Source organism: Rhodococcus ruber NBRC 15591, assembly GCF_001894945.1.
GTDB lineage: Bacteria > Actinomycetota > Actinomycetes > Mycobacteriales > Mycobacteriaceae > Rhodococcus > Rhodococcus ruber.
Window position 1 is genome coordinate 17,776 of the sequence record NZ_BCXE01000011.1, and the last position, 25,054, is coordinate 42,829.

Here is a 25,054-nt window from a genome sequence, read left to right on the forward strand (position 1 = left end):
CCCCACCTTTGTCGACCTCGTCGTCGGTGGTCCAGATCACAGCCGTGCGGCTCCCTTCGTGTGGTTATGGTGAACGAGGTTCCCATCCAAGTTACCAGCGGGTAACTTAGCGTAAGGTAATCTATCGCACACCCCCGTGCGAAGCACGAGAGCTCGGTCAAGGCGTTGCGCCTCGCCGATCCAAGGAAGTCATACACAGGAGGTCGACGTAGACCCATGACGAACATCGTCGTTTTGATCAAGCAGGTCCCCGACACGTGGTCCGAGCGCAAGCTCAGCGACGGCGACTTCACGCTCGATCGCGAGGCCGCCGACGCGGTGCTCGACGAGATCAACGAGCGCGCCGTCGAGGAAGCCCTGCTCATCAAGGAGCGCGACGGCGGGGAGGTCACCGTGCTCACCGCCGGTCCGGACCGCGCCACCGACGCGATCCGCAAGGCGCTGTCCATGGGTGCCGACAAGGCAATCCACCTCAACGACCCGGCCATCCACGGCTCGGACTCGATCCAGACCGCGTACGCGCTCGCGGCGGCTCTCGGCCAGATCGAGGGCGTCGACCTGGTCATCGCCGGCAACGAGGCCACCGACGGCCGGATGGGTGCCGTGCCGGCGATCATCGCCGAGTACCTCGGCCTGCCGCAGCTGACCCACATGCGCAAGCTCAACGTCGCCGACGGCAAGGTCAGCGGCGAGCGCGAGACCGACGAGGGTGTCTTCACCCTCGAGGCCACGCTCCCGGCCATCGTCTCGGTCACCGAGAAGATCAACGAGCCCCGCTTCCCGTCCTTCAAGGGCATCATGGCTGCGAAGAAGAAGGAAGTTCAGGCCCTCACTCTCGCCGACATCGGGCTCGATCCCGAGATCTTCGGCGTGTCCAACGCCGGCAGCACCGTCACCGGTGTCAGCCCGAAGCCCCCGCGTACCGCTGGTGAGCGCGTCGCGGACGAGGGTGACGGCGGCAGCAAGATCGCCGCGTACCTCGTCGGCCAGAAGATCATCTGATCGCACCCACGCGACACAGCAGACATACCAAGGGAGAGAAAGAGCAATGGCAGAAGTACTCGTGCTCGTCGAGCACGCCGAGGGTGCGCTGAAGAAGGTCAGCACCGAGCTGATCACCGCCGCCCGTGCACTGGGTGAGCCCGCCGCGGTCGTGACCGGCCCGGCCGGCACCGCCGACAAGCTGCAGGACGCGCTCGCTGCCGCCGGCGCCGCCAAGGTCTACGCCGCCGAGTCCGACGACATCGACGGCTACCTGGTGACCCCGAAGGTCGACGTGCTGGCCTCGCTCGTGGAGTCCGCCAGCCCCGCCGCGGTGATCACCGCCGCCAGCGTCGAGGGCAAGGAGGTGTCGGGCCGCCTCGCCGCACGCATCGGTTCCGGCCTGCTCTGCGACGTCATCGACGTCAAGTCCGACGGTTCGGCCGTGCACTCGATCTTCGGTGGCGCGTACACCGTCGACGCCAAGGCCAACGGTGAGGTGCCGGTCGTCTCCGTGCGCCCCGGTGCCGTCGAGGCCCAGCCGCAGGCCGGTGCCGCCGAGCGGGTGGACGTCGAGGTTCCGGCGCAGGAGGAGAACGCGGTCAAGGTCACCGCGCGCAACCCGATCGTGGGTGGCGACCGTCCGGAGCTGACCGAGGCGTCGATCGTCGTCTCCGGCGGCCGCGGCGTCGGCAGCGCCGACAAGTTCACCGTCGTCGAGGAGCTTGCCGACTCGCTCGGTGCGGCCGTCGGTGCCTCCCGCGCCGCCGTCGACTCCGGCTACTACCCGGGCCAGTTCCAGGTCGGTCAGACCGGCAAGACCGTCTCGCCGCAGCTGTACGTGGCGCTGGGCATCTCCGGCGCCATCCAGCACCGGGCCGGCATGCAGACGTCGAAGACGATCGTCGCGGTCAACAAGGACGAAGAGGCCCCGATCTTCGAGATCGCGGACTACGGCGTCGTGGGCGATCTGTTCAACGTCGCTCCGCAGCTGACCGAGGAGATCAAGAAGCACAAGGGCTGATTCCCGAGGTCCTGCCACGGCCCCGCACCCGTCCGGGTGCGGGGCCGCGTGCGTGCCGGGGCATGTTCACCGGACGTGCACGGAGGCGACACCGTGCCGCCCCTGCCGCGACGTACCGGCTCGATACACATTGCGCCATGACCACTTTGCTGGCGCCGGCCCGGGACCCGCGGCCGGAGGCGATGCTGTCGGGGCCGCGCTATTCCCTTCTCGTGTCCGCCGACCGGGAACACCGCGAGGCCGCCCAGCGGCTGCGTTACCGGGTCTTCGCCGCAGAACCCGGGTTCCGTCTTCCCGCAGGCATGGCGCCGGGCATCGACGCCGACCGTTTCGACGAGTACTGCGACCACCTGCTGGTGCGCGAGAACCACACCGGCGCGGTGGTGGGCTGCTACCGGATGCTGCCGCCGGACGCCGCCCGCGCCGCCGGGGGCTACTACACCGCCACCGAATTCGATCTCACCGCCCTCGATCCCGACGGTCTGCGGGCGGTGGAGATGGGACGCGCCTGCGTCGACCCCGCCCACCGTTCCGGCTCGGTCCTGTCGCTGATGTGGGCCGGGATCCTGCGCTACCTGCAACTCACCGGGCACAACTGGGTGATGGGGTGCGTGTCGGTGCCGATACGCACCCACCCCGCCGACGTGCCCGGCGCCAACGTACGGGCGGTGCGCGACGTGCTGCTGGCCCGGCACGCGGTCGAAGCGGACCGGCGGGTGCTCCCCCGGAAACCCGTCGTCGTCGACGGCCGCGCCCTCGAGGACATCCCCCCGCCCGCCCGGCCGGTGCTGCCGCCGCTGCTGCGCGGATATCTGCGGCTCGGTGCCCGCATCTGTGGCGAGCCCGCCCACGACCCCGACTTCGGCGTGGCCGACTTCGTGGCGCTGCAGAGCCTCGCCGGTGCCGACGCGCGCTACCTCGACCGGCTGCGGACCGCCGCCGAGAACGCCGAGGCGGCCGCGGGAGCACGGGCGTGAACGCCGCCGGAGGGCGGCCGTGAACACGCGCGCCCACGCCTGGATGCCGGCCAGTCCCTGCGGCGCGGGCTGCCTCCCGGCCGATGCGGGACGCGTGAATTTCGTCACGGCCGCGGGCCGGTGGATGCTCGTCGTGGCGGTGCTGACGACCGCCCCGTTCCTGACGGCCGGCCGGCTCCTGCCCCGCTCCGGGCGCCTCGCCGCCCAGCGGGCGTTCGCCCACGTGCTGCTGCGGTGTGCCGGGCTGCGGCTGACGGTGACCGACCTGCGGGGCCGGGACGAGGAGGGCGGGGGCGTGCTCGTCGTCGCCCCGCACGTGTCCTGGACCGACGTGCTCGTCCTCACCGCCGTCGCGCCCGCGGGGTTCGTCGCCCGCAGCGACCTGCTGGAGTGGGGACTGCTCGGCGCGCTGGCCCGGCGGATGCGGGTCATTCCCATCGCGCGCGAACGCCTGCGCGAGCTACCCGTCGTGGTCGCACGAATCCGCGACCGACTCGCGGCGGGGGAGACGGTCGCGGCGTTCCCGGAGGGCACCACGTGGTGCGGCAGGGCGTACGGCGGATTCCGTCCGGCGCTGTTCCAGGCCGCGATCGACGCCCAGCGCCCGGTGCAACCGGTCGGGCTCCGGTACGCCGACGCCGCCGGGACGATCGCCACCAGCCCGGCGTTCGTCGGCGACGAGACGATCGGCGCCTCGTTGCGGCGGCTGCTGCGGCACCGGGGCGTCGTGGTGGAAGTGGTGCTCGCCCCGCTCGAGCGGCCCGGCTCCGATCGCCGCGACCTCGCCGCGCGGTGCGAACGGTCCGTGCGGCGGAACGACGACGGAGCCGAACTCGCCAGGCTCGGCCGCGCCGTCCACGACACCGCCGGCCGGGAGGAACTCCGGGCCGGACGGTGAGGGCGGCGGGCGCGGAGCCCGACCCGCTATCCTGGTCCGGTCATGACCTCGAACCCCGCCGGAGCCTCCGGCACCTCGAAGACCGTCTACCTCGATCACGCCGCGACCACGCCGATGCTGCCCGCGGCCGTGTCGGCGATGACGGAGGTCTTCGCGACGGTCGGCAACGCGTCCTCCCTGCACGGGTCGGGACGCGCGGCGCGCCGCCGCGTCGAGGAGGCCCGGGAGTCCGTCGCCGCGGACCTCGGCGCCCGTCCCTCGGAGGTCGTCTTCACCTCGGGGGGCACGGAGGGCGACAACCTCGCGGTCAAGGGCATCTACTGGGCGCGCCGCGACGCCGATCCGCGCCGTCGCCGGGTGATCGCGAGCGCCGTCGAGCATCACGCGGTGCTCGATGCCGTCGAATGGCTCGTCGCCCACGAGGATGCCGAGGTCACCTGGCTGCCCGTCGAGGCCGACGGGCGGGTCGAGCCGGATGCGCTGCGCCGGGCCCTGGCCGAGCACTCCGACGAGACGGCCCTCGTGTCGGTGATGTGGGCCAACAACGAGGTGGGCACCGTGATGCCCGTCGCCGAACTCGCCGCCGTCGCCGCCGAGTACGGGGTGCCGATGCACAGCGACGCCGTGCAGGCGGTGGGTCATCTGCCGGTGGACTTCGCCGCGAGCGGGCTCGCCGCCATGACGATCGCCGCGCACAAGTTCGGTGGTCCCCAAGGGGTCGGTGCCCTGCTGCTGGGCCGCCAGGTGCCGTGCGTGCCGCTGACGCACGGCGGAGGGCACGAGCGCGACGTCCGGTCGGGAACGCACGACACGGCCGGGATCGCCGGCATGGCCGCGGCGCTGCGCGAGGCGACGGCCCAACTCGGCGAACGCGCCGCCGTCCTCACGGCGCTGCGTGACGAGCTGATCGCCGGCGTGACGGGCGTGGTACCGGACGCGATCCTCAACGGCCCGCGCGGTGCGGACCGCCTGCCCGGCAACGCACACTTCACCTTCCCCGGCTGCGAGGGCGATTCGCTGCTCATGCTGCTGGATGCGGCCGGGATCGAGTGCTCGACCGGTTCGGCCTGCACCGCCGGCGTGGCCAGGCCCAGCCACGTGCTCGTCGCGATGGGTGCGGACCCCCGCACGGCCCGTGGGTCGTTGCGATTCTCCTTGGGCCACACGTCGGCTCGCGCCGACGTGGAGGCCGTCGTGGCGGCGCTGCCGCAGGTGGTGGGACGGGCGCGGGCCGCCGGACTGGCCGGCGCCGGTAGTCGAGAGAGGTGACATCGATGAGGGTGCTCGCGGCAATGAGCGGTGGCGTGGACTCGGCGGTGGCCGCGGCCCGCGCGGTCGATGCCGGCCACGACGTCGTCGGCGTGCACCTGGCGCTGTCCACGGCGCCGGGGACTCTGCGGACCGGGTCGCGGGGCTGCTGCTCGAAGGAGGATGCGGGCGATGCCCGCCGGGCCGCCGACGTGCTCGGAATCCCGTTCTACGTCTGGGATTTCGCCGACCGGTTCAAGGAAGAGGTCATCGACGACTTCGTCGAGTCCTACGCCGCCGGCCACACCCCGAATCCGTGCCTGCGCTGCAACGAGAAGATCAAGTTCGCGGCCCTCGCCGACCGGGCCGTGGCCCTCGGCTTCGACGCGGTCGCCACCGGCCACTATGCCCGGCTCGAGGACGGCGTCCTGCGACGCGCGGTCGACGCCGGCAAGGACCAGTCGTACGTGCTCGGCGTGCTGACGGCGGATCAGCTCGCGCGTGCGATGTTCCCCGTCGGGAACACCCCCAAGGAACGGATCCGCGCCGAAGCGGCCGAGCGGGGTCTCGCGGTGGCGGACAAGCCCGACAGCCACGACATCTGCTTCATCCCCTCCGGTGACACCCGCGCCTTCCTCGGCGCCCGCATCGGGGTCCGTCCCGGCCGGGTCGTCGACGCACGGTCCGGCGCCGTGCTCGCCGAACACGAAGGGGTGCACGGTTTCACGGTCGGGCAGCGCAAGGGGCTGGGCATCGCCGGCCCGGGCGCGGACGGCCGCCCCCGCTACGTCACCGCGATCGAGCCGGACACCGGCACCGTGAAGGTGGGCTCCGCGGAGGATCTGAAGGTGTGGACGATCCGCGCCGAGCGCGCGGTGTGGTCCAGTGGCACCGCGCCGGCCGGACCGCTCGAGTGCGTCGTGCAGGTGCGCGCCCACGGCGGTGTCGCGGCGGCCGTCGCCGAGACCGTCGGCACCGGTCTCGAGGTGACCCTGCGCGAACCCCTCACCGGCGTGGCCACCGGACAGGCCGTGGTGCTGTACCGGCCGGACGCGGCCGGCGACGTCGTCCTCGGCAGCGGCACCATCGCCGGCACCGGTACGGCGACGACCCGGTGAGCGCGGAGTCCTGGTCCGGTGTCGCTACCGGCATCGGCTCGTGGCCCGGCGTCGACGCCCGGGAGTCGGCGGCGACCGTGCTCGGCGAGCTCGAGGCGCTGCCGCACCTGGTCGAGCTGCCGGCCCGGGGCCTCGGGGCCGATCTCGTCGGCCGTACCGGCGCGCTGCTGGTCGACCTGCATCTCGACACGTCCACCACCGGATATCGGCTCGGCGGTCGTCGCGGCGTGGTCGCGGCCCGCGCCGGCGATCTGCTGCGCCGAGACCTTGATGCACTCGAAGAAGCTTGGGAGACAGCGGGACTCGGACCGGGTCGGACTCTGAAGGTGCAGGCGGCCGGACCCTTCACCCTCGCCGCGCACACCGAGCTGGCCGGCGGCCGGCGCGTGCTCACCGACGCCGGTGCCGTGCGTGACCTCGCCGAGTCCCTCGGCGAGGGGCTGGCGCGGCACGCCGCGGAACTGACCCGTCGCCTCGGCGCCGACGTGGTGGTCCAGCTGGACGAGCCCGCGCTGCCCGCCGTCCTGGCCGGGACCCTGACCGGGCGCACGTCCCTCGAGTCGGTGCCCGCGCTCCCCGAGCCGGAGGCGCAGCACCTCCTCGAGACCGCACTGGCGGCGATCGGCCGGCCCGTCGCGGTGCACTGCTGCGCCCCGGGCGTGCCGACGGGGATGCTGCGTCGCAGCGGTGTCGACGCCGTCGCGCTCGACGTCGCGCAGCTCACCGCCGCCGACCTCGACGGAGTCGGTGAGCTGATCGACGCCGGAACGACCCTCCTGCTCGGGCTGGTCCCCTCCACCGCGCCCGACGCCGCCGTCCCCACCTGGCGTGAGCTCGCCGGCCCCGCGACCGCGCTGATCGATCGGCTGGGCTTTCCCCGTGCCACCTTGCGTTCGGTCGGGGTCACCCCGCGTTGCGGCCTGGCCGGCGCCGATCCCGCGTGGGCGCGCCGGGCACTGCGCCTCGCCCGCGACATCGCCGCCGCGTTCACGGACGATCCCGACTCGCTCGGGTCCGCAGCGGCCGGGAACGTCGTATCGCTCGACTAGTCTTTCCGGCGTGAGTGAATCGACGGACGCGCCCACCCAAGCTCCGCCCGACGTGCGTGAGCGCTGGCAGCAACTCGCGGAGGAGGTGCGCGAGCACCAGTTCCGTTACTACGTGCGCGATGCGCCGATCATCTCCGACGGTGCCTTCGACCAGTTGCTCGGCGCGCTGAAGCAGCTCGAGGACGACTACCCGGACCTGCGCGTCCCCGATTCCCCCACCCAGCTCGTCGGGGGCGGCTTCGCCACCGACTTCACCGCCGTCGACCACCTCGAACGGATGCTCAGCCTCGACAACGTCTTCACCGAGGACGAGTTGCGGGCCTGGGTCTCCCGCGTGGAAGCCGAGACCGGCCCGGACCTGCACTACCTCTGCGAGGTGAAGATCGACGGCGTCGCGCTGAGCCTGGTGTACGAGGACGGCCGGCTGCGCCGGGCCGCCACCCGCGGCGACGGCCGCACCGGCGAGGAGGTCACGCTCAACGCTCTCACGATCGACGACATCCCCGAAAGACTCACCGCGACCGAGGAATTCCCGATTCCCCGCGTGCTCGAGGTGCGGGGCGAAGTGTACTTCCGGCTCGAGGACTTCCACGCGCTCAACGCCGCCCTCGTCGCCGAGGGCAAGGCCCCGTTCGCCAATCCGCGCAACACGGCGGCCGGATCGCTGCGGCAGAAGAACCCTGCGGTGACCGCGCGACGGCGCCTCGGGATGATCTGCCACGGGCTCGGCCACGTCGAGGGATTCGAGCCGGTGTCGCTGTCGCAGTCCTACGCCGCCCTCGCCGCCTGGGGGCTGCCCGTCTCCGGGCACACCGCCCGTGTCGTCGGCGTCGACGAGGTCCTCACCCGGATGCGGTACTGGGGTGAACACCGCCACGACGTCGAACACGAGATCGACGGGCTCGTGGTCAAGATCGACGAGGTGTCCCTGCAGCGGCGGCTCGGCAGCACCTCGCGCGCGCCCCGGTGGGCGATCGCCTACAAGTACCCGCCGGAGGAGGTGACCACGAAGTTGCTCGACATCCGCGTCAGCGTCGGCCGCACCGGCCGGGTCACCCCGTTCGCCTACATGGAACCGGTCACGGTCGCCGGATCGACCGTCTCCCTCGCCACGTTGCACAACGCGTCGGAGGTCGCACGCAAGGGGGTGCTGATCGGCGACACCGTGGTGCTCCGCAAGGCCGGTGACGTCATCCCCGAGGTGCTCGGACCGGTCGTGGACCTGCGTGACGGCACCGAACGCGAGTTCGTCATGCCCGCCGAATGCCCCGAGTGCGGGACACCGCTCGCCCCCGCCAAGGAGGGCGACGTGGACCTGCGCTGCCCCAACCAGCGGTACTGCCCGGCGCAGCTGCGCGAGCGGGTCTTCCACGTCGCGGGCCGCGGCGCGTTCGACATCGAGGCGCTCGGGTACGAGGCGGCCACCGCGCTGCTCGAGGCCGGGGTCATCGCCGACGAGGGCGACCTGTTCGACCTGACCGCCGACGACCTGCTGCGCACCTCGCTCTTCCGCACGAAGGCAGGGGCACTGTCCGCCAACGGCGCCCGCCTGCTCGCGAATCTTCGCGCGGCCAAGGACAAGCCGCTGTGGCGGGTGCTGGTCGCGCTGTCGATCCGGCACGTCGGCCCGACCGCCGCGCGGGCACTGGCCACCGAGTTCGGCAGCCTCGACCGGATCCGGGAGGCGTCCGTCGACGAGCTCGCCGCAGTGGAGGGGGTCGGACCGACCATCGCAGCGGCGCTGGGCGAATGGTTCGCGGTCGACTGGCACGTCGCGATCGTCGAGAAGTGGCGCGCGGCCGGGGTGCGCATGCTCGACGAGCGCGACGAATCCGTCGAACGCACACTCGAGGGTCTGTCGATCGTCGTCACCGGCTCGCTCGAGGGGTTCTCACGGGATCAGGCCAAGGAGGCGATCCTGCTCCGCGGTGGCAAGGCGGCCGGCTCGGTGTCGAAGAAGACCGCGTTCGTCGTCGTCGGGGACGCGCCGGGAACGAAGGCCGACAAGGCGGCCGAGCTGGGCGTCCCTGTCCTCGACGAGGAGGGGTTCCGCCGCCTGCTCGAGCTTGGCCCGGCCGGCGTCTCGGGTGGCACGGACGCGATCGAGGAGGAGTTCGGCGAGCTCGAGAGCTGACCGGCGGCCGGTGCCGGTGTGACGAGGATCGCGCGGGAACCGTTTGGGCGGAGGGGGTGGGCACTGCGATAGTCCTCGAGTGATCGAGATCAGACGCGTGAGCCCGGACGAGTACGACGCCGTCGGCGCCCTCACCGTCGACGTGTACGTCGGCGGCGGATTCGTCGAGCCCGACGACCCGTACGCCGAGCGTCTGCGCGACACCGCCACCCGCGACGAACACGCCGAGGTGGTGATCGCACTGGCCGACGGCGAGATCGTCGGGTCGGTGACGCTGGCCGAACCGGCATCACGCTTCGCGAACATCGCCGAGAAGGGCGAACTCGAGTTCCGGATGCTGGCCGTCGCGGCGTCGGCACGCGGGCGCGGGGTCGGGTCGGCGCTGGTGCGGCACGTCCTCGACACCGCGTACGACCGCGGTGATCGCGCGGTGGTGCTGTCCACCCAGCCGGACATGGTCGAGGCGCGCCGCATCTACGACCGCAACGGATTCGTCCCGGTCACCGAGCGGGACTGGGCGCCGGTCCCCGGCGTGGAGCTGACCACCCTGGTGCGCGAACTGGTCTGAGCCGTCCGCTCAGCCGAGGACGGTGCCGATGATGCCGGCCAGGTAGCCGAGCCGGGCCACCTCGGACGGGCGGAACTCCGGGCCGCCGGGCCGGCCGAGCATCAGTACCCGCCCGTGGGTGCCCAGCGGCGCCGCCGCCAGGGTCGTGTTCATCGTCCGCCACAGGTCGGGCACCCACTCGCCCTCGTGGTCGAGCAGCATCGGCTTCTCGAGCGGCATCCACGGCACGTCCGCCGGCCGGGTCTCGGGGGCACCGGAACTGCCCACCACCCGGTACGCGCCGTGCGGGCCGGTGTCCACGACGGTCGCCCAGCCGACGCGCAGCACCCGGGGTGCACCGTCGACGAGCACCTGCAACCGGTCGTGGCGGGCGGTGGCGACCTGGTCGATCAGCTCGAGTTCGCGGTGGGTGTCGAGGATTCCCGCATAGGGCCGGATCGAGTCCACCGTGACGCCCTCGAGGCGTTCGGCGGCCGTGATGAGCGTGTCCGGCAGCGAACCGGCATCGACGTCGACGACGAGATCGTCGATCGCGAAGCCGGCACCGCGCTCGACGACGTCGAGCGAGAGGATGTCCGCACCGACCGACCCGAGCGCAACGGCGAGTGAGCCGAGGCTGCCGGGACGATCGGGAAGCTGGACGCGTAACAGGTACGACACGAGCGTCCTTTCCCGGTTCCGAAGTCACGGCCGAGGCGGGCGGCCGGCGACGGACACCATCTTTTCACTCCCGCACCCCCGCCGGACGCCGGTCCCGCACGGCGGCACCGAGGCGAGCCGGGAAACCGCCGGTCACGCGCGCGTTGTCACACGAACGACACAGGTGTTTCTCCGAACTGCAACACGGCGGGCGGCCGGCGACGGTCCGGGGAACCGGCGAAACCGTGCCGTTCGGCACGCACTACCCTGGACGGCACGTTCGTTTCTTCATCGGAAAGGGGTCACCGAAGGTGCCTGCCATCTCCCGTGACGAGGTCGCGCACCTCGCCCGGTTGTCCCGGCTCGCGCTGACCGACGCCGAACTCGACGAGTTCGCCGGCCAGCTGGATACGATCCTCAGCCACGTCAAGGCTGTGTCGGAGGTGGCCGCGGACGATGTGGCGCCGATGGCCAACCCGAACGCGGTGACCAACGTGACCCGCCCCGACGAGGTGCACCCGGGTCTGACTCCGGAACAGGCGCTCGCCGCCGCCCCGCTGGTCGAGGACGGCCGCTTCTCCGTCCCGCAGATCCTGGGGGAGGGCGAATGAGCACCGATCTCACCCGGCTGTCCGCGGCCGATCTCGCCGAACGCATCCACTCCGGCGACCTGTCGTCGGTCGAGGTGACTCGTGCGCACCTCGACCGCATCGCCGAGGTCGACGGCGAGTACCACGCGTTCCTGCACGTGGCGAGCGACCAGGCGCTGGCCGCGGCGGCCGAGGTGGACCGCGCGGTCGCGGCGGGGGAGAGCCCGGCCTCGCCGCTCGCCGGTGTCCCGATCGCCCTCAAGGACGTGTTCACCACGACCGACATGCCCACCACGTGTGCCTCGAAGATCCTCGAGGGCTGGATGTCGCCGTACGACGCGACCCTGACGACGAAGCTGCGGCAGGCGGGCATCCCGATCCTGGGCAAGACCAACATGGACGAGTTCGCCATGGGCTCGTCCACCGAGAACTCGGCGTACGGACCCACCCGCAACCCGTGGGACACCACCCGTATCCCCGGTGGGTCCGGTGGCGGTTCGGCAGCCGCGCTGGCCTCCTATCAGGCACCGCTGGCCATCGGCACCGACACCGGCGGGTCGATCCGCCAGCCTGCCGCCGTCACCGCCACGGTCGGCACCAAGCCCACCTACGGCACGGTCTCCCGGTTCGGTCTCGTCGCCTGCGCCTCGTCGCTCGACCAGGGCGGCCCGTGCGGCCGCACCGTGCTCGACACGGCGTTGCTGCACGAGGTGATCGCCGGACACGACCCGCGCGACTCCACGTCGGTGGACGCACCCGTCCGGCCCGTCGTCGAGGCCGCCCGCCAGGGCGCGCAGGGCGACCTGAAGGGTCTGCGCATCGGGGTCGTCAAGGAACTGCACTCGGACAGCTACCAGCCGGGCGTGCTGGCGTCGTTCGACGCGGCCGTGGCCGAACTCACCGCGCTCGGCGCCGAGGTCGTCGAGGTCTCCTGCCCGCACTTCGAATACGCGCTCGCCTCGTACTACCTGATCCTGCCGTCCGAGGTCTCGTCCAATCTGGCCCGCTTCGACGCCATGCGCTACGGCCTGCGCGTCGACGACGGCACGATGAGCGCCGAGCAGGTCATGGCCGCCACCCGGGCCGCCGGGTTCGGCAAGGAGGTCAAGCGCCGCATCATGATCGGCACCTACGCGTTGTCCTCCGGCTACTACGAGGCCTACTACGGGCAGGCGCTCAAGGTCCGCACCCTCATCGCGCGGGACTTCGAGAAGGCGTACGAGCAGGTCGACGTCCTCGTCTCGCCGACCAGCCCGTTCACCCCGTGGAAGATCGGCGAGAAGGTCGACGACCCGCTGGCGATGTACCTGTCGGATCTGTGCACGCTCCCGACCAACCTCGCCGGACACTGCGCGATGTCCGTTCCGTCCGGGCTGTCCGCCGACGACGGGCTGCCCGTCGGTCTGCAGATCATGGCCCCGGCGCTCGCCGACGAACGGCTCTACCGCGTCGGCGCCGCGTTCGAGGCCGCCCGCGGCCCGATCGTCGCCTGAGCCCGGGTCCCCGGTGCGACTGCCGCCGTCAGGGGCGGTCGCACCGGGCCTGGTCCGGGCCGTAGCGGTGCCCGTGACCCGGGGGCGCGTCCAGCGCCACCGGCAGATCCAGCGTCGCCTGCACGAAGCTGACCACCGGCAGCCACCGCGGCACGGGCGCGTCGCGTCGCGCACGGGACAGATCGGGCGGTGACCACAGCAGCGAGGGTCGCCACCACACCACCGGATCCGACGTGTTCGCGGTGACGGCCGCCCCGTCCGTGCGCACCGCGCCCGCCGGTGGGCCGGCCCAGATCGCCGCGCACGGACCCGTCGCCGTCGACGCCAGGGCGGCGCTGCCCCCGACCGCGCCGAGGCTCTGCCCGTACACGTGCACCTGCGGACGCCGGACCGGGTCCAGGGCATCGATGCGGGAACGCACCGACGTGAGCAGGGCGCGGGCCGACTCCGCGGCCGCGTCCCGGTCGAACAGGAACGTCACCCAGCTGGGTGCGGACGAGTACTGCTGCGCGACGAGCGCGACGTCGCCGCCGAACAGCGCGGCGAACCCCCGCACCGCGCCGGGGTCGACCCACCCCGAACCGGTGGGCACCACCACTACGACGTGGGCGCGTGCGAACCCGCCCGCGCGCTCGAGCTCGCGGACGGCCAGCGCTGCGCGCGACCGGACGTCCGGGGCGGATCCGAGCCCCACGTACGTGCGGATCGCTCGAGCGTCGGCGCTCACGAAACGGCGGCCCTCGTCGCCCAGTGACTGCCATGCCACCAGCGACGACGGGCTCCCGGCCGCGGTGGCGGCGACGGGCGCCGTGTCCGGGTACGCCGGCCCGGCCCCGACGGGAGCAACCGCGACGACCGCTCCCAGCGTCACCGCGGCGGCCGTGGCGACGCCCGCGCGGACGTCCGCCCGCCGCCGCCACGCCTCCGGAACCCGGCCGAGCACCCGTGTCGCGCCGAGTATGCACGAGGAGCACACGCACACGACGATCCAGTGCCCCGTCCCCGTCGGGGGCCGCCCCATCGCGGCCCGCAACCCGTCCTGCCACTGCGCCGCCGCGAGAACCGTCCACCCCAGCGCGACGGCCGCGGCGAGCAGCGCCACCGCCCGCGCCACCGGGCGCGCGGATCCCGCGTTCCGCCGGCGGCACAGGCCGGCGGCTCCCGCCGCGGCTGCGGCGGCGCATCCCGAGACCGCGGCCTGCGCCAGGGCCGGACGGGGCAGCAGCGACGGCGCGAGCGAGACCCACACCGCCACCGTCACCGCCACGGTCGCCGCCACCCGCGGGCAGCGCCGTGCGAGGACGTCGAACCCCGCGCCGGGGGACGTCGCGCGCCCGCTCATCGGGGCGTCCATCGCGCCGCCGCAACCAGCGCCCACACCGCGGCCGCGTACGGAAGCGGTGACTCGGGGACCGGGGCCCCGTCGCCTTGCCGCCACGAATTCACCCGCACTGCAAACGAAGCCACAGTCGCAGTGACGCCGCACCAGTCGTCGCCGGGCGCCGTCGCGCGGCACGCCTCGTGCAGCTGCCGGCTCAGCCGGGCGTCCAGGCCGCGCCGCGCCTGCGGACCCGGTTCGTGTCCCGACGACCGCGCGTACCGCAACAGGTCGTATCCGAGATCGTGCTCCCGGCAGGGCGTTTCGAAGAAGTCCGGCAGGGGGACGGGGGAGGAGCAGCCGCCGAGCGGGTCCACCAGGATCCCGTCCTCGGTGACCGGTCGATAGTGCATCGCCGGCTCGAAGCCGTCCGGGAAGGCGTCGAGCGCCGCCCCGGTGTCGCCCTCGGACAGTGCCGCCACTGTCGCAATCACGGCGCCCGGATCCGGCTGCGCGGGCGGAGCGGGCTGTGCCCACGCGGTTCCCAGACACAGCGCTGCGGCCGTGCCCAGAAGTGCTGTCATCGGTGGTCTGCGCATGTGGCGGACGTTAGGGACGGCGGGGACTGCCGGAGATCCCGCGACGGAGCGGTCCGGCCACGAGCGTCTACCGCCACGGGGCCAGGCGGCTCTCACTCCCCGGTATGACGACAGTGCCCACGCCCCGGACCTACCGTGGTGCCGTGCGCTGGACGAGAGAACACGGCCGCGGCCGTCGGTGGACGATCGCGATCGTGGCGGTGACCCTGATCCTGTATGCGGTCGCGTGGCCCACCCTGCACCTCACCCACGAGGTGCCCGTCGCGCTGATGCCCGTCGTCGCGGCGCTCGCGGCCTGGCCGTTCGTGGCGATCCGGACCGATCCCGCCCTCGGCTGGGCGGTTTCGGCCGGGGCCGCGCTGGCGATCCCCCGCGCCTTCGACCTCGCCCCCGGCTACGACTACCCCTGGCAGGTGGTGCACATCCTCGTGCTGTGCGCGCTTCTCGTCGCGGTGAGCATGCGCGCTCCCCTGCAGGTCGCCGGGCTCGTGTGGGCGGCCACCGTGGTGCTGTTCTTCACCCACGTGCCGGGGCAGAACGGCTGGGGGTGGGCACTCGGCCTGAGCGCGATGGCGGTGTTCGGCCTGCTCGTGCGGTGGCTCGTGCTGTCCCGCCGCCAGCTTGCCCGGCAGGAGGAGCTCAGCGAACTCGAACGGGCCCGCCGGGCGATCCTCGAGGAGAAGGCCCGCATCGCCCGAGACCTGCACGACATCGTCGCGCACCACATGTCCCTCCTCGTGGTCCAGGCGCAGAGCGCCCCGTACCGTCTGCCGGACGTTTCCGAGCCGGTGCGCGCCGAATTCGACTCCATCGGGGCGACCGCGCGCGAGGCGCTGAACGAGGTGCGCGGCATGCTCGGGGTGCTCCGGAGCGAGAACCTCCCCGACGACAGGGCCGCCGGCGACGAACGGGCGCAGGACCCGCAGCCCGGCCTGGACCGGCTCGGGGACCTGTTCGAGGGGGCGCGCCGCGCCGGCATGGTCCTGTCCACCGCGGAGAACGGTGACCCGTCCGGCGTCTCGGACGCCACGGCCCTGACGGTGTACCGCATCCTGCAGGAATCGCTCGCCAATGCCGCCCGCCACGCCTCCGGTGCGCCGGTGCGGGTCCGCGTGGGCTACGGGCCGGACGAGGTGAGCGTGACCGTGTGCAACGGCCCCGGGCGGGCGGGGCCCGGGTCGGGGGACCGCAGCGGCGGGAACGGCATCCGCGGCATGGTCGACCGGGCCCTGGCGGTCGGAGGCCACCTCGTCGCCCATCCCGCCCCGGGCGGTGGTTTCGAGGTGCGCGCGCAGCTGCCGCGCGTCCAGGCCGCCTAGGCTGAGGCCGTGACGGACCCGACCCCCATCACCGTGTTGATCGCCGACGACCAGGCCATGGTTCGGCAGGGCTTCGGCGCGCTGCTCGCTGCCCAACCCGACATCAGCGTGGTCGGCGACGCTCCGGACGGCCGGCGGGCCGTCGCAGAGGCGGCCCGCCTGCGACCCGACGTGGTCCTGATGGACGTCCGGATGCCGGAGATGAACGGACTCGACGCGGCCCGGCACATCCTCGCCGGGCGGATCGATCCGCCGACGCGGGTCCTGATGCTCACCACGTTCGACATCGACGACTACGTCTACGAGGCACTGAGCCTCGGCGCCAGCGGGTTCCTGCTCAAGGACGCGCCCGCCGAGGAACTGATCCGGGCGGTCCGCGTCGTCGCCGACGGCCAGGCGCTACTCGCCCCGACCGTCACCCGCCGCCTCATCGCGGACGTCACCCGCCGGCGATCGCCGCGCCGCGGCCGCGAGCGGGCACTCGACGCGCTCACCCCGCGCGAACGTGAGGTGCTCGAGCTGATCGCGCGTGGACTGTCGAACCAGGAGATCGCCGCTCACCTGTTCGTCGCCGAGCAGACGGTCAAGACGCACGTGGGGAAGGTGTTCGGGAAGTTGCACCTGCGGGACCGGGCACAGGCGGTGGTGCTGGCATACGAGTCCGGACTGGTCGTGCCCGGGTGAGCGACGCCCGCGATCGGGATGCCGCGGGCGCCGGGCCGGGGCAGTATTGCCGGGAGGACCACCGACAACCTGCACGGAGGAACGAATGACGCGCATCGGCATTCTCACCAGCGGCGGGGACTGCCCCGGCCTGAACGCGGTGATCCGCGGAGCGGTCCTCAAGGGGAGGACCGTCTACGACCAGGAGTTCGTCGGGTTCCTCGACGGCTGGCGCGGATTGGTGGAAGGCGATGCGATCCCCTTGGACCGCAGCAAGGTCCGCGGATTGTCGCATCAGGGTGGCACCATCCTGGGCACCAGCCGGTTCGGCCCCTACCAGGGGCCGGACGGCGGCGCCGAGAACATCGCCCGCACACTCGAGCGCATGGGCGTCGACGCCGTGATCGCCATCGGCGGCGAGGGCACGGCCGCCGCCTCCAAGCGGTTGTTCGAGGAGGGCATCCGGATCGTCGGGGTGCCCAAGACGATCGACAACGATCTCGGCCAGACGGACTACACCTTCGGCTTCGACACCGCCGTCGAGATCGCCACCGAGGCGATCGACCGGCTGCGCACCACCGGCAACTCGCACAAGCGCTGCATGGTCCTCGAGGTGATGGGCCGGGAGGCAGGATGGATCGCGCTGCACTCCGGCACGGCCGGGGGCGCCCACGCCATCCTCATCCCCGAACAACCCGAGAGCATCGAGCAGATCTGCGAGTGGGTCACCAGCGTCCGGGACCGCGGCCGCGCCCCGATGGTGGTGGTCGCGGAGGGATTCACCCTGCCGGACATGGCCGAGGCGTACTCCGACAAGGGACGCGACGAGTTCGACCGGCCGCGGCTCGGCGGCATCGCCGACGTCCTCGCCCCGATGATCGAGGAACGGACAGGCATCCAGACCCGTGCCACGATCCTCGGCTACATCCAGCGGGGCGGCGTGCCCACGGCCTTCGATCGGGTACTCGCCACCCGCCTGGGTATGGCGGTCACCGATCTCGTCGCCGACGAGGAGTGGGGCCACATGGTGGCGCTGCACGGAACCGACATCGTCCGGGTCGGTTTCGACGAGGCGCTCGCCAACCACAAGCGGGTGCCGAAGGACCGCTACGAGGAGATGCGCATCATCTTCGGGTGAGCTCACGCCGGGCGTGAGCGCCGGATCGCCGGATGTCGGCACCGTCTAAAATCGAGCCCATGACTGCCGCCATGTCCGATGATCTGCTCGCCTACGACGAGGTGCTCGCGAAGTTCGAGCCCGTGATGGGCATGGAGGTGCACGTCGAGCTGCACACCGCCACCAAGATGTTCTGCCCGTGCCCGACCACGTTCGGAGCCGAACCGAACACCCAGGTGTGCCCGGTGTGCCTCGGTCTGCCCGGTTCGCTGCCCGTGGTCAACCAGGCGGCGGTGGAGTCGGCGATCCGCATCGGGCTGGCGCTGAACTGCTCGATCACGCCGTGGGGCCGGTTCGCGCGGAAGAACTACTTCTACCCGGACCAGCCGAAGAACTACCAGATCTCGCAGTACGACGAGCCGATCGCCACGGACGGCCACCTGGACGTGGTCCTCGACGACGGCACCACGTGGCGCGTGGACATCGAGCGCGCGCACATGGAGGAGGACACCGGCAAGTCGCTGCACGTGGGTGGCGCCACGGGCCGCATCCACGGGGCGAGCCACTCGCTGCTCGACTACAACCGGGCCGGGGTGCCGCTCATCGAGATCGTCACCAAGCCGATCGTCGGTGCCGGCGAGCGCGCCCCCGAGGTCGCCCGCGCCTACGTCACCGCGCTGCGGGACCTGCTGAAGGCCCTCGACGTGTCCGACGTGCGCATGGACCAGGGCTCGATGCGGTGCGATGCCAACGTCTCGCTCAATCCGATCGGAGCGGCGGAGTTCGGCACGCGGACCGAGACGAAGAACGTCAACTCCCTGAAGTCGGTCGAGGTCGCCGTGCGGTACGAGATGCGCCGCCAGGCCGCGGTTCTGACCGCGGGCGGCACCGTGGTGCAGGAGACCCGGCACTTCCAGGAGGCGGACGGCACCACCTCCCCGGGCCGGCGCAAGGAGACGGCGGAGGACTACCGCTACTTCCCGGAACCGGACCTCGAACCGATCGCTCCGAGCACGGAGTGGGTCGAGGAACTGCGCGCCACCCTGCCCGAGCTGCCGTGGCTGCGGCGCGCCCGGATCCAGGCCGAGTGGGGCATCTCCGACGAGGAGATGCGTGACCTCGTCAACGCCGGCGCCCTGGACCTGATCATCGCCACCACCGAGGCCGGTGCCCCGGCCTCGGAGTCGCGGTCCTGGTGGGTCGCCTACCTTGCGCAGCAGGCCAACAGCCGCGGCGTCGAACTCGTCGAGCTGCCCATCACCCCGGTGCAGGTCGCAGAGGTGATCGCCCTCGTCGCCGACGGCACGCTCACCAACAAGCTCGCCCGCAAGGTCGTCGACTACGTGCTCGCCGGAGAGGGCGACCCGAAGCAGATCCTCGCTGCCCACCCCGAGTTGGTGGTCGTGCGCGACGACTCGCTGATCAAGTCGGAGGTGGAGAAGGCGCTGGCCGCCAACCCCGACATCGCCGACAAGATCCGCAGTGGCAAGGTCCAGGCGGCCGGCAAGATCGTCGGCGACGTGATGAAGGCTACCCGTGGTCAGGCCGACCCGGCCCTGGTCAAGGAGCTCGTGCTCGCCGCCTGCAGCTGAGTTCTTTCAGGACATGTTCTTCCACGAGAGAGGATGGCCCGCCGGGACGGCAGGCCACCCTCTCTCGTGTGTCTACTGCGATTCGCCGGCGATGTTCACCATCCACTGGATGCCGAACCTGTCGGTGCACATGCCGAACTGGTCGCCCCACGGTGCTCGCTCGAGCGGCATGGCAACGGTTCCGCCGTCGCTCAGCTTGTCCCAGTAGCCACGCAGCTCGGCCTCGTCGTCGCCGCTGAGCGAGATCGAGATGTTGTCTCCCGGGTTGTGGCTCATCTGGTTGGGGGTGTCCGCCGCCATCAGGACGAGACCGTTCGGGCTCGCCAGCATCGAATGCATGATCTTGTCCTGTTCGGACGGGTCGTCGCTCGCGTGCATCTCCGCGAACGTGCTCAGGTCCAGTTCTCCGCCGAACACGGATCGGTAGAACTCCATGGCCTGGCGGGCATTGTCGCGAAAGCTGATGTACGGATTCAGGCGTGTGGTCATGCGGGCCCCTCCCTCGGGCGTGCCACTGCTTCGGACCGATCGGCGACATTGTTGCACCGTCGCGGGCTGAGCGGGGAAGTGTGACGGAAGCAGTTGCCACACAGTGGAAGTCGAGTGATTCGGATCGTCGGGGGTGCGGGTCCTCCGCGAAAGTGCTGAGATTCGACCGAAACGTCCGTATCGTCACTGTCGTCGCGGGGAGCGGGTCGACGCTCGCGGCGCACGGGCGGCCGGATTTCCCGTCGGACATCGTGGAGGATCAATGTGCACTCGGGCAATGTGGACCGGAAGCGGGCACGGCGTTCTCGTCGGCCGGAACATGGACTGGCGCGAGGAGATGGACACGAACCTGTGGTCGCTGCCGCGCGGGGCCGACCGGATCGGGCACGACCGTGATCCCGACCCCATGGCCTGGACGGCCCGCTACGGCAGCCTGGTGGCCACCGTCTGGGACAACGCCACGAGCGACGGGATCAACGAGGCCGGTCTGGCCGCCCACGTGCTGTGGCTCGCGGAAGCCGATTTCGGGGAACGGAACCCGGATGTTCCCGCGCTCGCGGTGTCCCTGTGGCCGCAGATCTTCCTGGACCTGTGCGGGACCGTCGACGAGTGTCTCGCGCTGATGGCCGACCGGCCCTTCCAGGTCCGTCCGCTGATCGAACCGCGGTCCCAGCGTCCCGCAACCGTGCATCTCGCCCTCGAGGACGCGAACGGCGACTCCCTGATCCTCGAGCACATCGGGGGAACGCTGCGGGTACACCACGACCGCGCACACACCGTGATGACGAACTCGCCGCCGTACGACGAGCAGATCGAACTCCGGAAGAACTTCACCGGCTTCGGGGGATCCGAGCCGCTGCCGGGTACGACGGAAGCGTCCGACCGCTTCGTCCGGGCAAGCTACTATCTCGGCCGGCTGCCCGCCGTGGCGACGCCGACCCGTGCGTATGCGGCGCTGCTGAGCGTCATGCGCAACGTCGCGCAACCGTTCGGCGAGCCCGATCCGCAACGGCCGAACATCTCGATGACGATCTGGCGCACGCTGACGGACCTGACCGAGGGACTGTACATGTTCGAGTCGTCGTTCAGCCCGAACATCGTGTGGACCCGGTCGGCCGACCTGGACTTCTCGACCTGCCGCAGGCTCGACCTGTCGAAACCGGGTCTGCTGGGCAACGTGAGCGGCGCGTTCACCGACGCGGCCGAGCCGCCCTTCACGCTGTCGTGAAGGACCCGTGCCGAACGGTTCCGGCTAGTCGAAGCCGCCGCCCCCCGCGGGGAACTGGATCAGCACGACCCGATCGTCGTTCGGGCCCGGTTCGCCGCCGGACTTGTTGACGGTGGACACCCACAGCTGCCCGTCGCCACCCACCGCCGCGCCGCCGAGCCGGCCGTAGCGGTCCTGCACGGCCGTCACGGGCGCGGCCGTCACCGCCCCGGTTCCCGGGTCGACGGCAACGACCGCCACCGCCTTGCCGTCCGTCAGCGACACCGCGACGGCGTCCGCGCCGGCCGCGCATCCGGCCACGCCCGGACGCTCGGGCCACGTCCACGCCGGGGATGCACTCACCGCGCCGTCCACGTCGACACGCTGCAGCCGGTCCTCGAGGACGGTGCGGTCGGTGATCCACAGGTTTCCGGCGGGGTCCCGGCACACGTCACCCGCCGTCCCGATCCCGGACAGCACGACCGACGGCGTGGCAGCCGTACCCGGCGCCGGCACGGGCATGCGCAGCAGCTTCCCGGCGAGCGACCCCGGATCGGCCGCCGCGGCCGCATCTCCGGCGTTGCCGGTCAGCACCACCAGGTCGGTGGGGGAGGTGAACTCGAGCGCGCCCGCGTTCCCGCTCGCCCCCCGCGGGATCCCGGTGAACACGGGCTTGGGGACGTCGCCCGCGGCGAGCCGCACGACGCGGTTGTCGGTCGGGGTGGTGATGTAGGCGTAGAGCAGCCGATCCTCGTCGTAGGTCGGCGACAGCGCGAGATCGAGCAGCCCGCCGTCGCCGGATCCGTCGACCGGCACGGTCGCCACCTCCACCGGCTCCGTCTGCGGCGCCACCCGCAGGATCCGGCCCGTGCGCCGCTCCGCGACGAGAGCGGAACCGCCGTCGGGCAGGGTGACCAGTCCGCCGGTGGTATCGAGACAGGTGGCGACCACCGCGGGATCGGGGTCCTGACACGGGCCCGGCGGTGTGGGCGGTGCGCCCGTCGTCGTGGTTGCCGTCGGGGGTTCGAGCGGTTCGAGTTCGGCGCCCGCGTCGAAACTCGGTTCCGGGGTGAACGGCGTGGTGGTTGCGTCGTCGAACCGGGCGCACGACGTGGTGAGGGCGAGCAGACCCACGATCGACGCGACCGTCGTTCGCATCCGTCGCGACCCACCGACTCTCGCGCGCCTCGTCATGTCCATGACGTTACCGGGGCGGCGCGCCCCGCCTCGGTTCCCGGGTCGGCCCACCCGGTCGACCTACCCTGGTTCGGTGACCGACAAGGCGAAAGACCACATCCCGGAGCCGACGCCGCAGGATGCCGCGGAGCCGGTGTCGAGTCCCTACGACGAACCCACGCTGGAGTTGCGGCGCCCTCGTTCGTCGATGCTCGAATCCGACGACGACCTCGACCTCGACAACTCCGCCTTCGACCGGCCGGCGCAGTACGGCTACGAGGACTCCGGCGTCGCGCCGACCGAGCAGCTGTACCGGTACGAGCCCGGCGGCGCGACCGCGGCCGCCGTCGACGCGGAGGCGGGGGTGTCGACCGGTCCGGCCGAGGCGCGGCGCGGCACCCTGGACCTGGGGCTGCTCGTGCTGCGGCTCGTCGTCGGCGGCACGATGGTGGTGCACGGGCTGCAGAAGCTGACCGGTTTGTGGGGCGGTCCCGGCATGGACGGGTTCGAGGCGATGCTCGCCGACGCCGGCTACCAGCGTCCGGCCCTGCTCGCGGTGCTCGGCGCGGTGGGGGAGGTCGCGGCCGGAGCGCTGCTGATCCTCGGGCTGCTCACCCCGCTGGCCGCCGCCGCAGTGCTGGCGATCATGATCAACGCGTGGCTGTTCCGGCAGTCCGCCGAGCCGGGACTGCAGTACTTCGCGCCCGCCGGGGTCGAGTACGAGACCCTGCTCGCGGCCACTGCGGCCGTGATCGTCCTGACCGGTCCGGGCCGCATCGCGATCGACGGCACCCGCGGCTGGGCGACCCGGCCGTTCATCGGCTCCTTCGTCGCACTGCTGCTCGGCGTCGCCGCCGGGGTCTGCCTCTGGCTGTTCGGCCGCTGACGCGGCCGGTGTGTCCTTCGGGCGGCCAGGGCAGCCCGAAGGACACACCGGTGCCTACGGCACCTTCCGGACGGCCCCCTTGTCGGCCGAGGTGGCCAACGCGGCGTAGGCGCGCAGGGCGGTGGTGACCGTGCGCTGCCGGTCGACCGGCTGCCACGGCCGCTCCGACGCCTCCATCTTGGCGCGCCGCTCGGCGAGAACGGCGTCGTCGACGAGGACCTCGAGGGTGCGCGAGGGAACGTCGATCCGGATCCGGTCGCCGTTCTCGAGCAGACCGATGACCCCACCGGACGCAGCTTCGGGCGAGATGTGCCCGATCGACAGCCCGGAGGTGCCACCGGAGAAGCGGCCGTCGGTGATCAGGGCGCACTGCTTGCCCAGGCCCGCGCCCTTGAGGAACGCGGTGGGGTGCAGCATCTCCTGCATGCCGGGGCCGCCCGCGGGTCCCTCGTAGCGGACCACCACCACGTCACCGGGCTGCACCTTCTTGCCGAGGATCATCGAGACGGCCTCCTCCTGCGACTCGACGACGAGCGCCGGGCCCTCGAAGGTGAACAGATCCTCGTCGATGCCGGCGGTCTTGAGGATCGCACCGTCCGGGGCGAGGTTGCCGCGCAGGACGACGAGTCCGCCCTCGACGGTGTAGGCGTGCTCGACGTCCCGGATGCAGCCGCCTGCGGCGTCGGTGTCCAGCGACGACCAGCGGTTGTCGGTGGAGAAGGGCTCGGTGGTGCGGACGCCGCCGGGAGCCGCGTGGAACAGCTCGACGGCCTCGTCGGAGGCCTTGCCGGAACGGATGTCCCACGTGTCGAGCCACTCGTCGAAGCTCGCGGTGTGGACGGTGGTCACGTCCGTCTCGAGCAGGCCGCCCCGGCGCAGCTCACCGAGGATCGCCGGGATGCCGCCGGCCCGGTGGACGTCCTCCATGTGGTAGTCCGAGTTGGGGGAGACCTTCGACAGGCACGGCACCTTGCGGCTGATCGCGTCGATCGTGGTGAGGTCGAAGTCGACCTCGCCCTCCTGCGCGGCGGCGAGCGTGTGCAGCACGGTGTTGGTCGAGCCGCCCATCGCGACGTCGAGCGCCATGGCGTTCCGGAACGCGGCGGGGGAGGCGATGTTGCGCGGCAGGACCGACTCGTCCTCGTCCCGGTACCAGCGCAGCGCCGCCTCGACGACCGTGGTCCCGGCCCGCTCGAACAGCGCGCGGCGTGCGGAGTGCGTGGCCAGCGTCGAGCCGTTGCCGGGCAGTGCCAGTCCGAGCGCCTCGGTCAGGCAGTTCATCGAGTTCGCGGTGAACATGCCCGAGCACGACCCGCACGTCGGGCAGGCGCTGCGCTCGACCTCGTCGAGGCCCTCGTCGGTGACGGCGTCGTTGGCCGACGCCGAGATCGCCGTGATCAGGTCGGTGGGGGCCTGTGCGACACCGCCGACGACCACCGCCTTGCCCGCCTCCATCGGACCGCCCGAGACGAACACCGTCGGGATGTTCAGGCGCATCGCAGCGTTGAGCATGCCCGGGGTGATCTTGTCGCAGTTGGAGATGCACACCAGCGCGTCGGCGGTGTGCGCGTTGACCATGTATTCCACCGAATCGGCGATGATCTCGCGGCTGGGCAGGGAGTACAGCATGCCGCCGTGACCCATGGCGATGCCGTCGTCGACGGCGATGGTGTGGAACTCTCGCGGTACACCGCCCGCGGCCCGGACCGCCTCGGCGACGATGTCGCCGACGTCCTTGAGGTGGACATGGCCGGGCACGAACTGCGTGTAGGAGTTCGCAATCGCGACGATCGGTTTGCCGAAGTCGGAGTCGGTCATGCCGGTGGCGCGCCACAGGGCGCGGGCCCCGGCGGCATTGCGTCCGGCGGTGGTGGTGCGTGACCTCAACGGGGGCATCGGATTCCTCGGGGGCTAGGGCTCTTCGGGCTGCATGCTGCGCGGGCGCGGCGACACCGGGGGCCGGGCTCCC

The 25,054-nt window shown here is 71.9% G+C and carries 23 protein-coding genes; 17 read left to right on the top strand and 6 right to left on the bottom strand.

Annotation, left to right across the window (positions count from 1 at the left end):
• The first annotated feature begins 216 nt into the window (after positions 1-216).
• The 9 genes from RR3_RS07610 (at position 217) to RR3_RS07650 (ending at position 9,997) form a co-directional block, all read left to right on the top strand.
• Positions 217-1,002, top strand: a complete 786-nt coding sequence (locus RR3_RS07610) for an electron transfer flavoprotein subunit beta/FixA family protein (RefSeq protein ID WP_010596595.1) — start codon at positions 217-219, stop codon at positions 1,000-1,002.
• Between the two features lie 46 nt (positions 1,003-1,048).
• The gene (locus tag RR3_RS07615; RefSeq protein WP_010596594.1) at positions 1,049-2,005 is read left to right on the top strand and encodes an electron transfer flavoprotein subunit alpha/FixB family protein; all 957 of its coding nucleotides are present in this window, start codon (positions 1,049-1,051) and stop codon (positions 2,003-2,005) included.
• A 137-nt stretch (positions 2,006-2,142) separates the two neighbouring features.
• Complete coding sequence (locus tag RR3_RS07620; protein WP_010596593.1) at positions 2,143-2,982, top strand: GNAT family N-acetyltransferase; 840 nt, start codon at positions 2,143-2,145, stop codon at positions 2,980-2,982.
• A gap of 43 nt (positions 2,983-3,025) precedes the next feature.
• On the top strand, positions 3,026-3,880 hold the full coding sequence (locus RR3_RS07625; protein ID WP_234420209.1) for a lysophospholipid acyltransferase family protein: 855 nt from the start codon (positions 3,026-3,028) through the stop codon (positions 3,878-3,880).
• Between the two features lie 42 nt (positions 3,881-3,922).
• Positions 3,923-5,149, top strand: coding sequence for a cysteine desulfurase family protein (locus tag RR3_RS07630; RefSeq protein ID WP_064066650.1), 1,227 nt, complete (start codon positions 3,923-3,925; stop codon positions 5,147-5,149).
• 5 nt (positions 5,150-5,154) lie between these two features.
• The gene (gene mnmA / locus RR3_RS07635; RefSeq protein WP_064066649.1) at positions 5,155-6,246 is read left to right on the top strand and encodes a tRNA 2-thiouridine(34) synthase MnmA; all 1,092 of its coding nucleotides are present in this window, start codon (positions 5,155-5,157) and stop codon (positions 6,244-6,246) included.
• Complete coding sequence (locus tag RR3_RS07640; protein ID WP_010596589.1) at positions 6,243-7,295, top strand: methionine synthase; 1,053 nt, start codon at positions 6,243-6,245, stop codon at positions 7,293-7,295. Before mnmA ends, RR3_RS07640 begins: the two co-directional genes overlap by 4 nt.
• A gap of 10 nt (positions 7,296-7,305) precedes the next feature.
• Complete coding sequence (ligA, locus tag RR3_RS07645; protein WP_026137779.1) at positions 7,306-9,429, top strand: NAD-dependent DNA ligase LigA; 2,124 nt, start codon at positions 7,306-7,308, stop codon at positions 9,427-9,429.
• 79 nt (positions 9,430-9,508) lie between these two features.
• Positions 9,509-9,997 (top strand): GNAT family N-acetyltransferase, encoded by a 489-nt coding sequence (locus RR3_RS07650; protein WP_010596586.1) that lies wholly within the window; start codon positions 9,509-9,511, stop codon positions 9,995-9,997.
• Between the two features lie 9 nt (positions 9,998-10,006).
• Here RR3_RS07650 and RR3_RS07655 read toward each other — a convergent pair whose 3' ends face one another.
• The gene (locus RR3_RS07655) at positions 10,007-10,657 is read right to left on the bottom strand and encodes an ACT domain-containing protein (RefSeq protein ID WP_010596585.1); all 651 of its coding nucleotides are present in this window, start codon (positions 10,655-10,657) and stop codon (positions 10,007-10,009) included.
• Between the two features lie 290 nt (positions 10,658-10,947).
• On the opposite strand from RR3_RS07655, the gene gatC reads away from it, so the two are divergent.
• Complete coding sequence (gene gatC, locus RR3_RS07660; RefSeq protein ID WP_003936975.1) at positions 10,948-11,247, top strand: Asp-tRNA(Asn)/Glu-tRNA(Gln) amidotransferase subunit GatC; 300 nt, start codon at positions 10,948-10,950, stop codon at positions 11,245-11,247.
• Entirely contained in the window at positions 11,244-12,719 is a 1,476-nt protein-coding gene (gene gatA, locus RR3_RS07665; RefSeq protein WP_017680823.1) for an Asp-tRNA(Asn)/Glu-tRNA(Gln) amidotransferase subunit GatA, read from the top strand. Before gatC ends, gatA begins: the two co-directional genes overlap by 4 nt.
• Positions 12,720-12,747: 28 nt before the next feature.
• Here the strand turns inward: gatA and RR3_RS07670 are convergent, their stop codons facing one another.
• Positions 12,748-14,073, bottom strand: coding sequence for an alpha/beta-hydrolase family protein (locus tag RR3_RS07670; protein ID WP_010596582.1), 1,326 nt, complete (start codon positions 14,071-14,073; stop codon positions 12,748-12,750).
• Positions 14,058-14,636, bottom strand: a complete 579-nt coding sequence (locus tag RR3_RS07675) for a hypothetical protein (RefSeq protein WP_225222834.1) — start codon at positions 14,634-14,636, stop codon at positions 14,058-14,060. Before RR3_RS07675 ends, RR3_RS07670 begins: the two co-directional genes overlap by 16 nt.
• 104 nt (positions 14,637-14,740) lie before the next feature.
• On the opposite strand from RR3_RS07675, the gene RR3_RS07680 reads away from it, so the two are divergent.
• From RR3_RS07680 to gatB, 4 genes are all read left to right on the top strand, one after another.
• Positions 14,741-15,955 carry a sensor histidine kinase gene (locus RR3_RS07680; protein ID WP_072786368.1) on the top strand — a complete coding sequence of 405 codons (1,215 nt, stop codon included), beginning with the start codon at positions 14,741-14,743 and terminating at the stop codon, positions 15,953-15,955.
• 9 nt (positions 15,956-15,964) lie between these two features.
• On the top strand, positions 15,965-16,639 hold the full coding sequence (locus RR3_RS07685; RefSeq protein ID WP_010596579.1) for a response regulator: 675 nt from the start codon (positions 15,965-15,967) through the stop codon (positions 16,637-16,639).
• A gap of 85 nt (positions 16,640-16,724) precedes the next feature.
• Entirely contained in the window at positions 16,725-17,756 is a 1,032-nt protein-coding gene (locus tag RR3_RS07690; RefSeq protein WP_010596578.1) for a 6-phosphofructokinase, read from the top strand.
• A 59-nt stretch (positions 17,757-17,815) separates the two neighbouring features.
• Positions 17,816-19,327, top strand: coding sequence for an Asp-tRNA(Asn)/Glu-tRNA(Gln) amidotransferase subunit GatB (gene gatB / locus RR3_RS07695; RefSeq protein ID WP_017682349.1), 1,512 nt, complete (start codon positions 17,816-17,818; stop codon positions 19,325-19,327).
• 72 nt (positions 19,328-19,399) lie between these two features.
• On the opposite strand, the gene RR3_RS07700 is transcribed toward gatB, so the two are convergent.
• Positions 19,400-19,816, bottom strand: a complete 417-nt coding sequence (locus RR3_RS07700; RefSeq protein ID WP_010596576.1) for a VOC family protein — start codon at positions 19,814-19,816, stop codon at positions 19,400-19,402.
• A gap of 277 nt (positions 19,817-20,093) precedes the next feature.
• On the opposite strand from RR3_RS07700, the gene RR3_RS07705 reads away from it, so the two are divergent.
• Positions 20,094-21,044 carry a linear amide C-N hydrolase gene (locus RR3_RS07705; RefSeq protein ID WP_059174574.1) on the top strand — a complete coding sequence of 317 codons (951 nt, stop codon included), beginning with the start codon at positions 20,094-20,096 and terminating at the stop codon, positions 21,042-21,044.
• A 24-nt stretch (positions 21,045-21,068) separates the two neighbouring features.
• On the opposite strand, the gene RR3_RS07710 is transcribed toward RR3_RS07705, so the two are convergent.
• On the bottom strand, positions 21,069-22,181 hold the full coding sequence (locus RR3_RS07710; RefSeq protein WP_082900326.1) for a PQQ-dependent sugar dehydrogenase: 1,113 nt from the start codon (positions 22,179-22,181) through the stop codon (positions 21,069-21,071).
• Positions 22,182-22,293: 112 nt separating this feature from the next.
• Here RR3_RS07710 and RR3_RS07715 point away from each other — a divergent pair, with 112 nt between their 5' ends.
• Complete coding sequence (locus RR3_RS07715; protein ID WP_064066647.1) at positions 22,294-23,085, top strand: DoxX family protein; 792 nt, start codon at positions 22,294-22,296, stop codon at positions 23,083-23,085.
• A 54-nt stretch (positions 23,086-23,139) separates the two neighbouring features.
• Here the strand turns inward: RR3_RS07715 and ilvD are convergent, their stop codons facing one another.
• The gene (gene ilvD / locus RR3_RS07720) at positions 23,140-24,981 is read right to left on the bottom strand and encodes a dihydroxy-acid dehydratase (RefSeq protein WP_010596572.1); all 1,842 of its coding nucleotides are present in this window, start codon (positions 24,979-24,981) and stop codon (positions 23,140-23,142) included.
• Positions 24,982-25,054 lie beyond the last annotated feature (73 nt).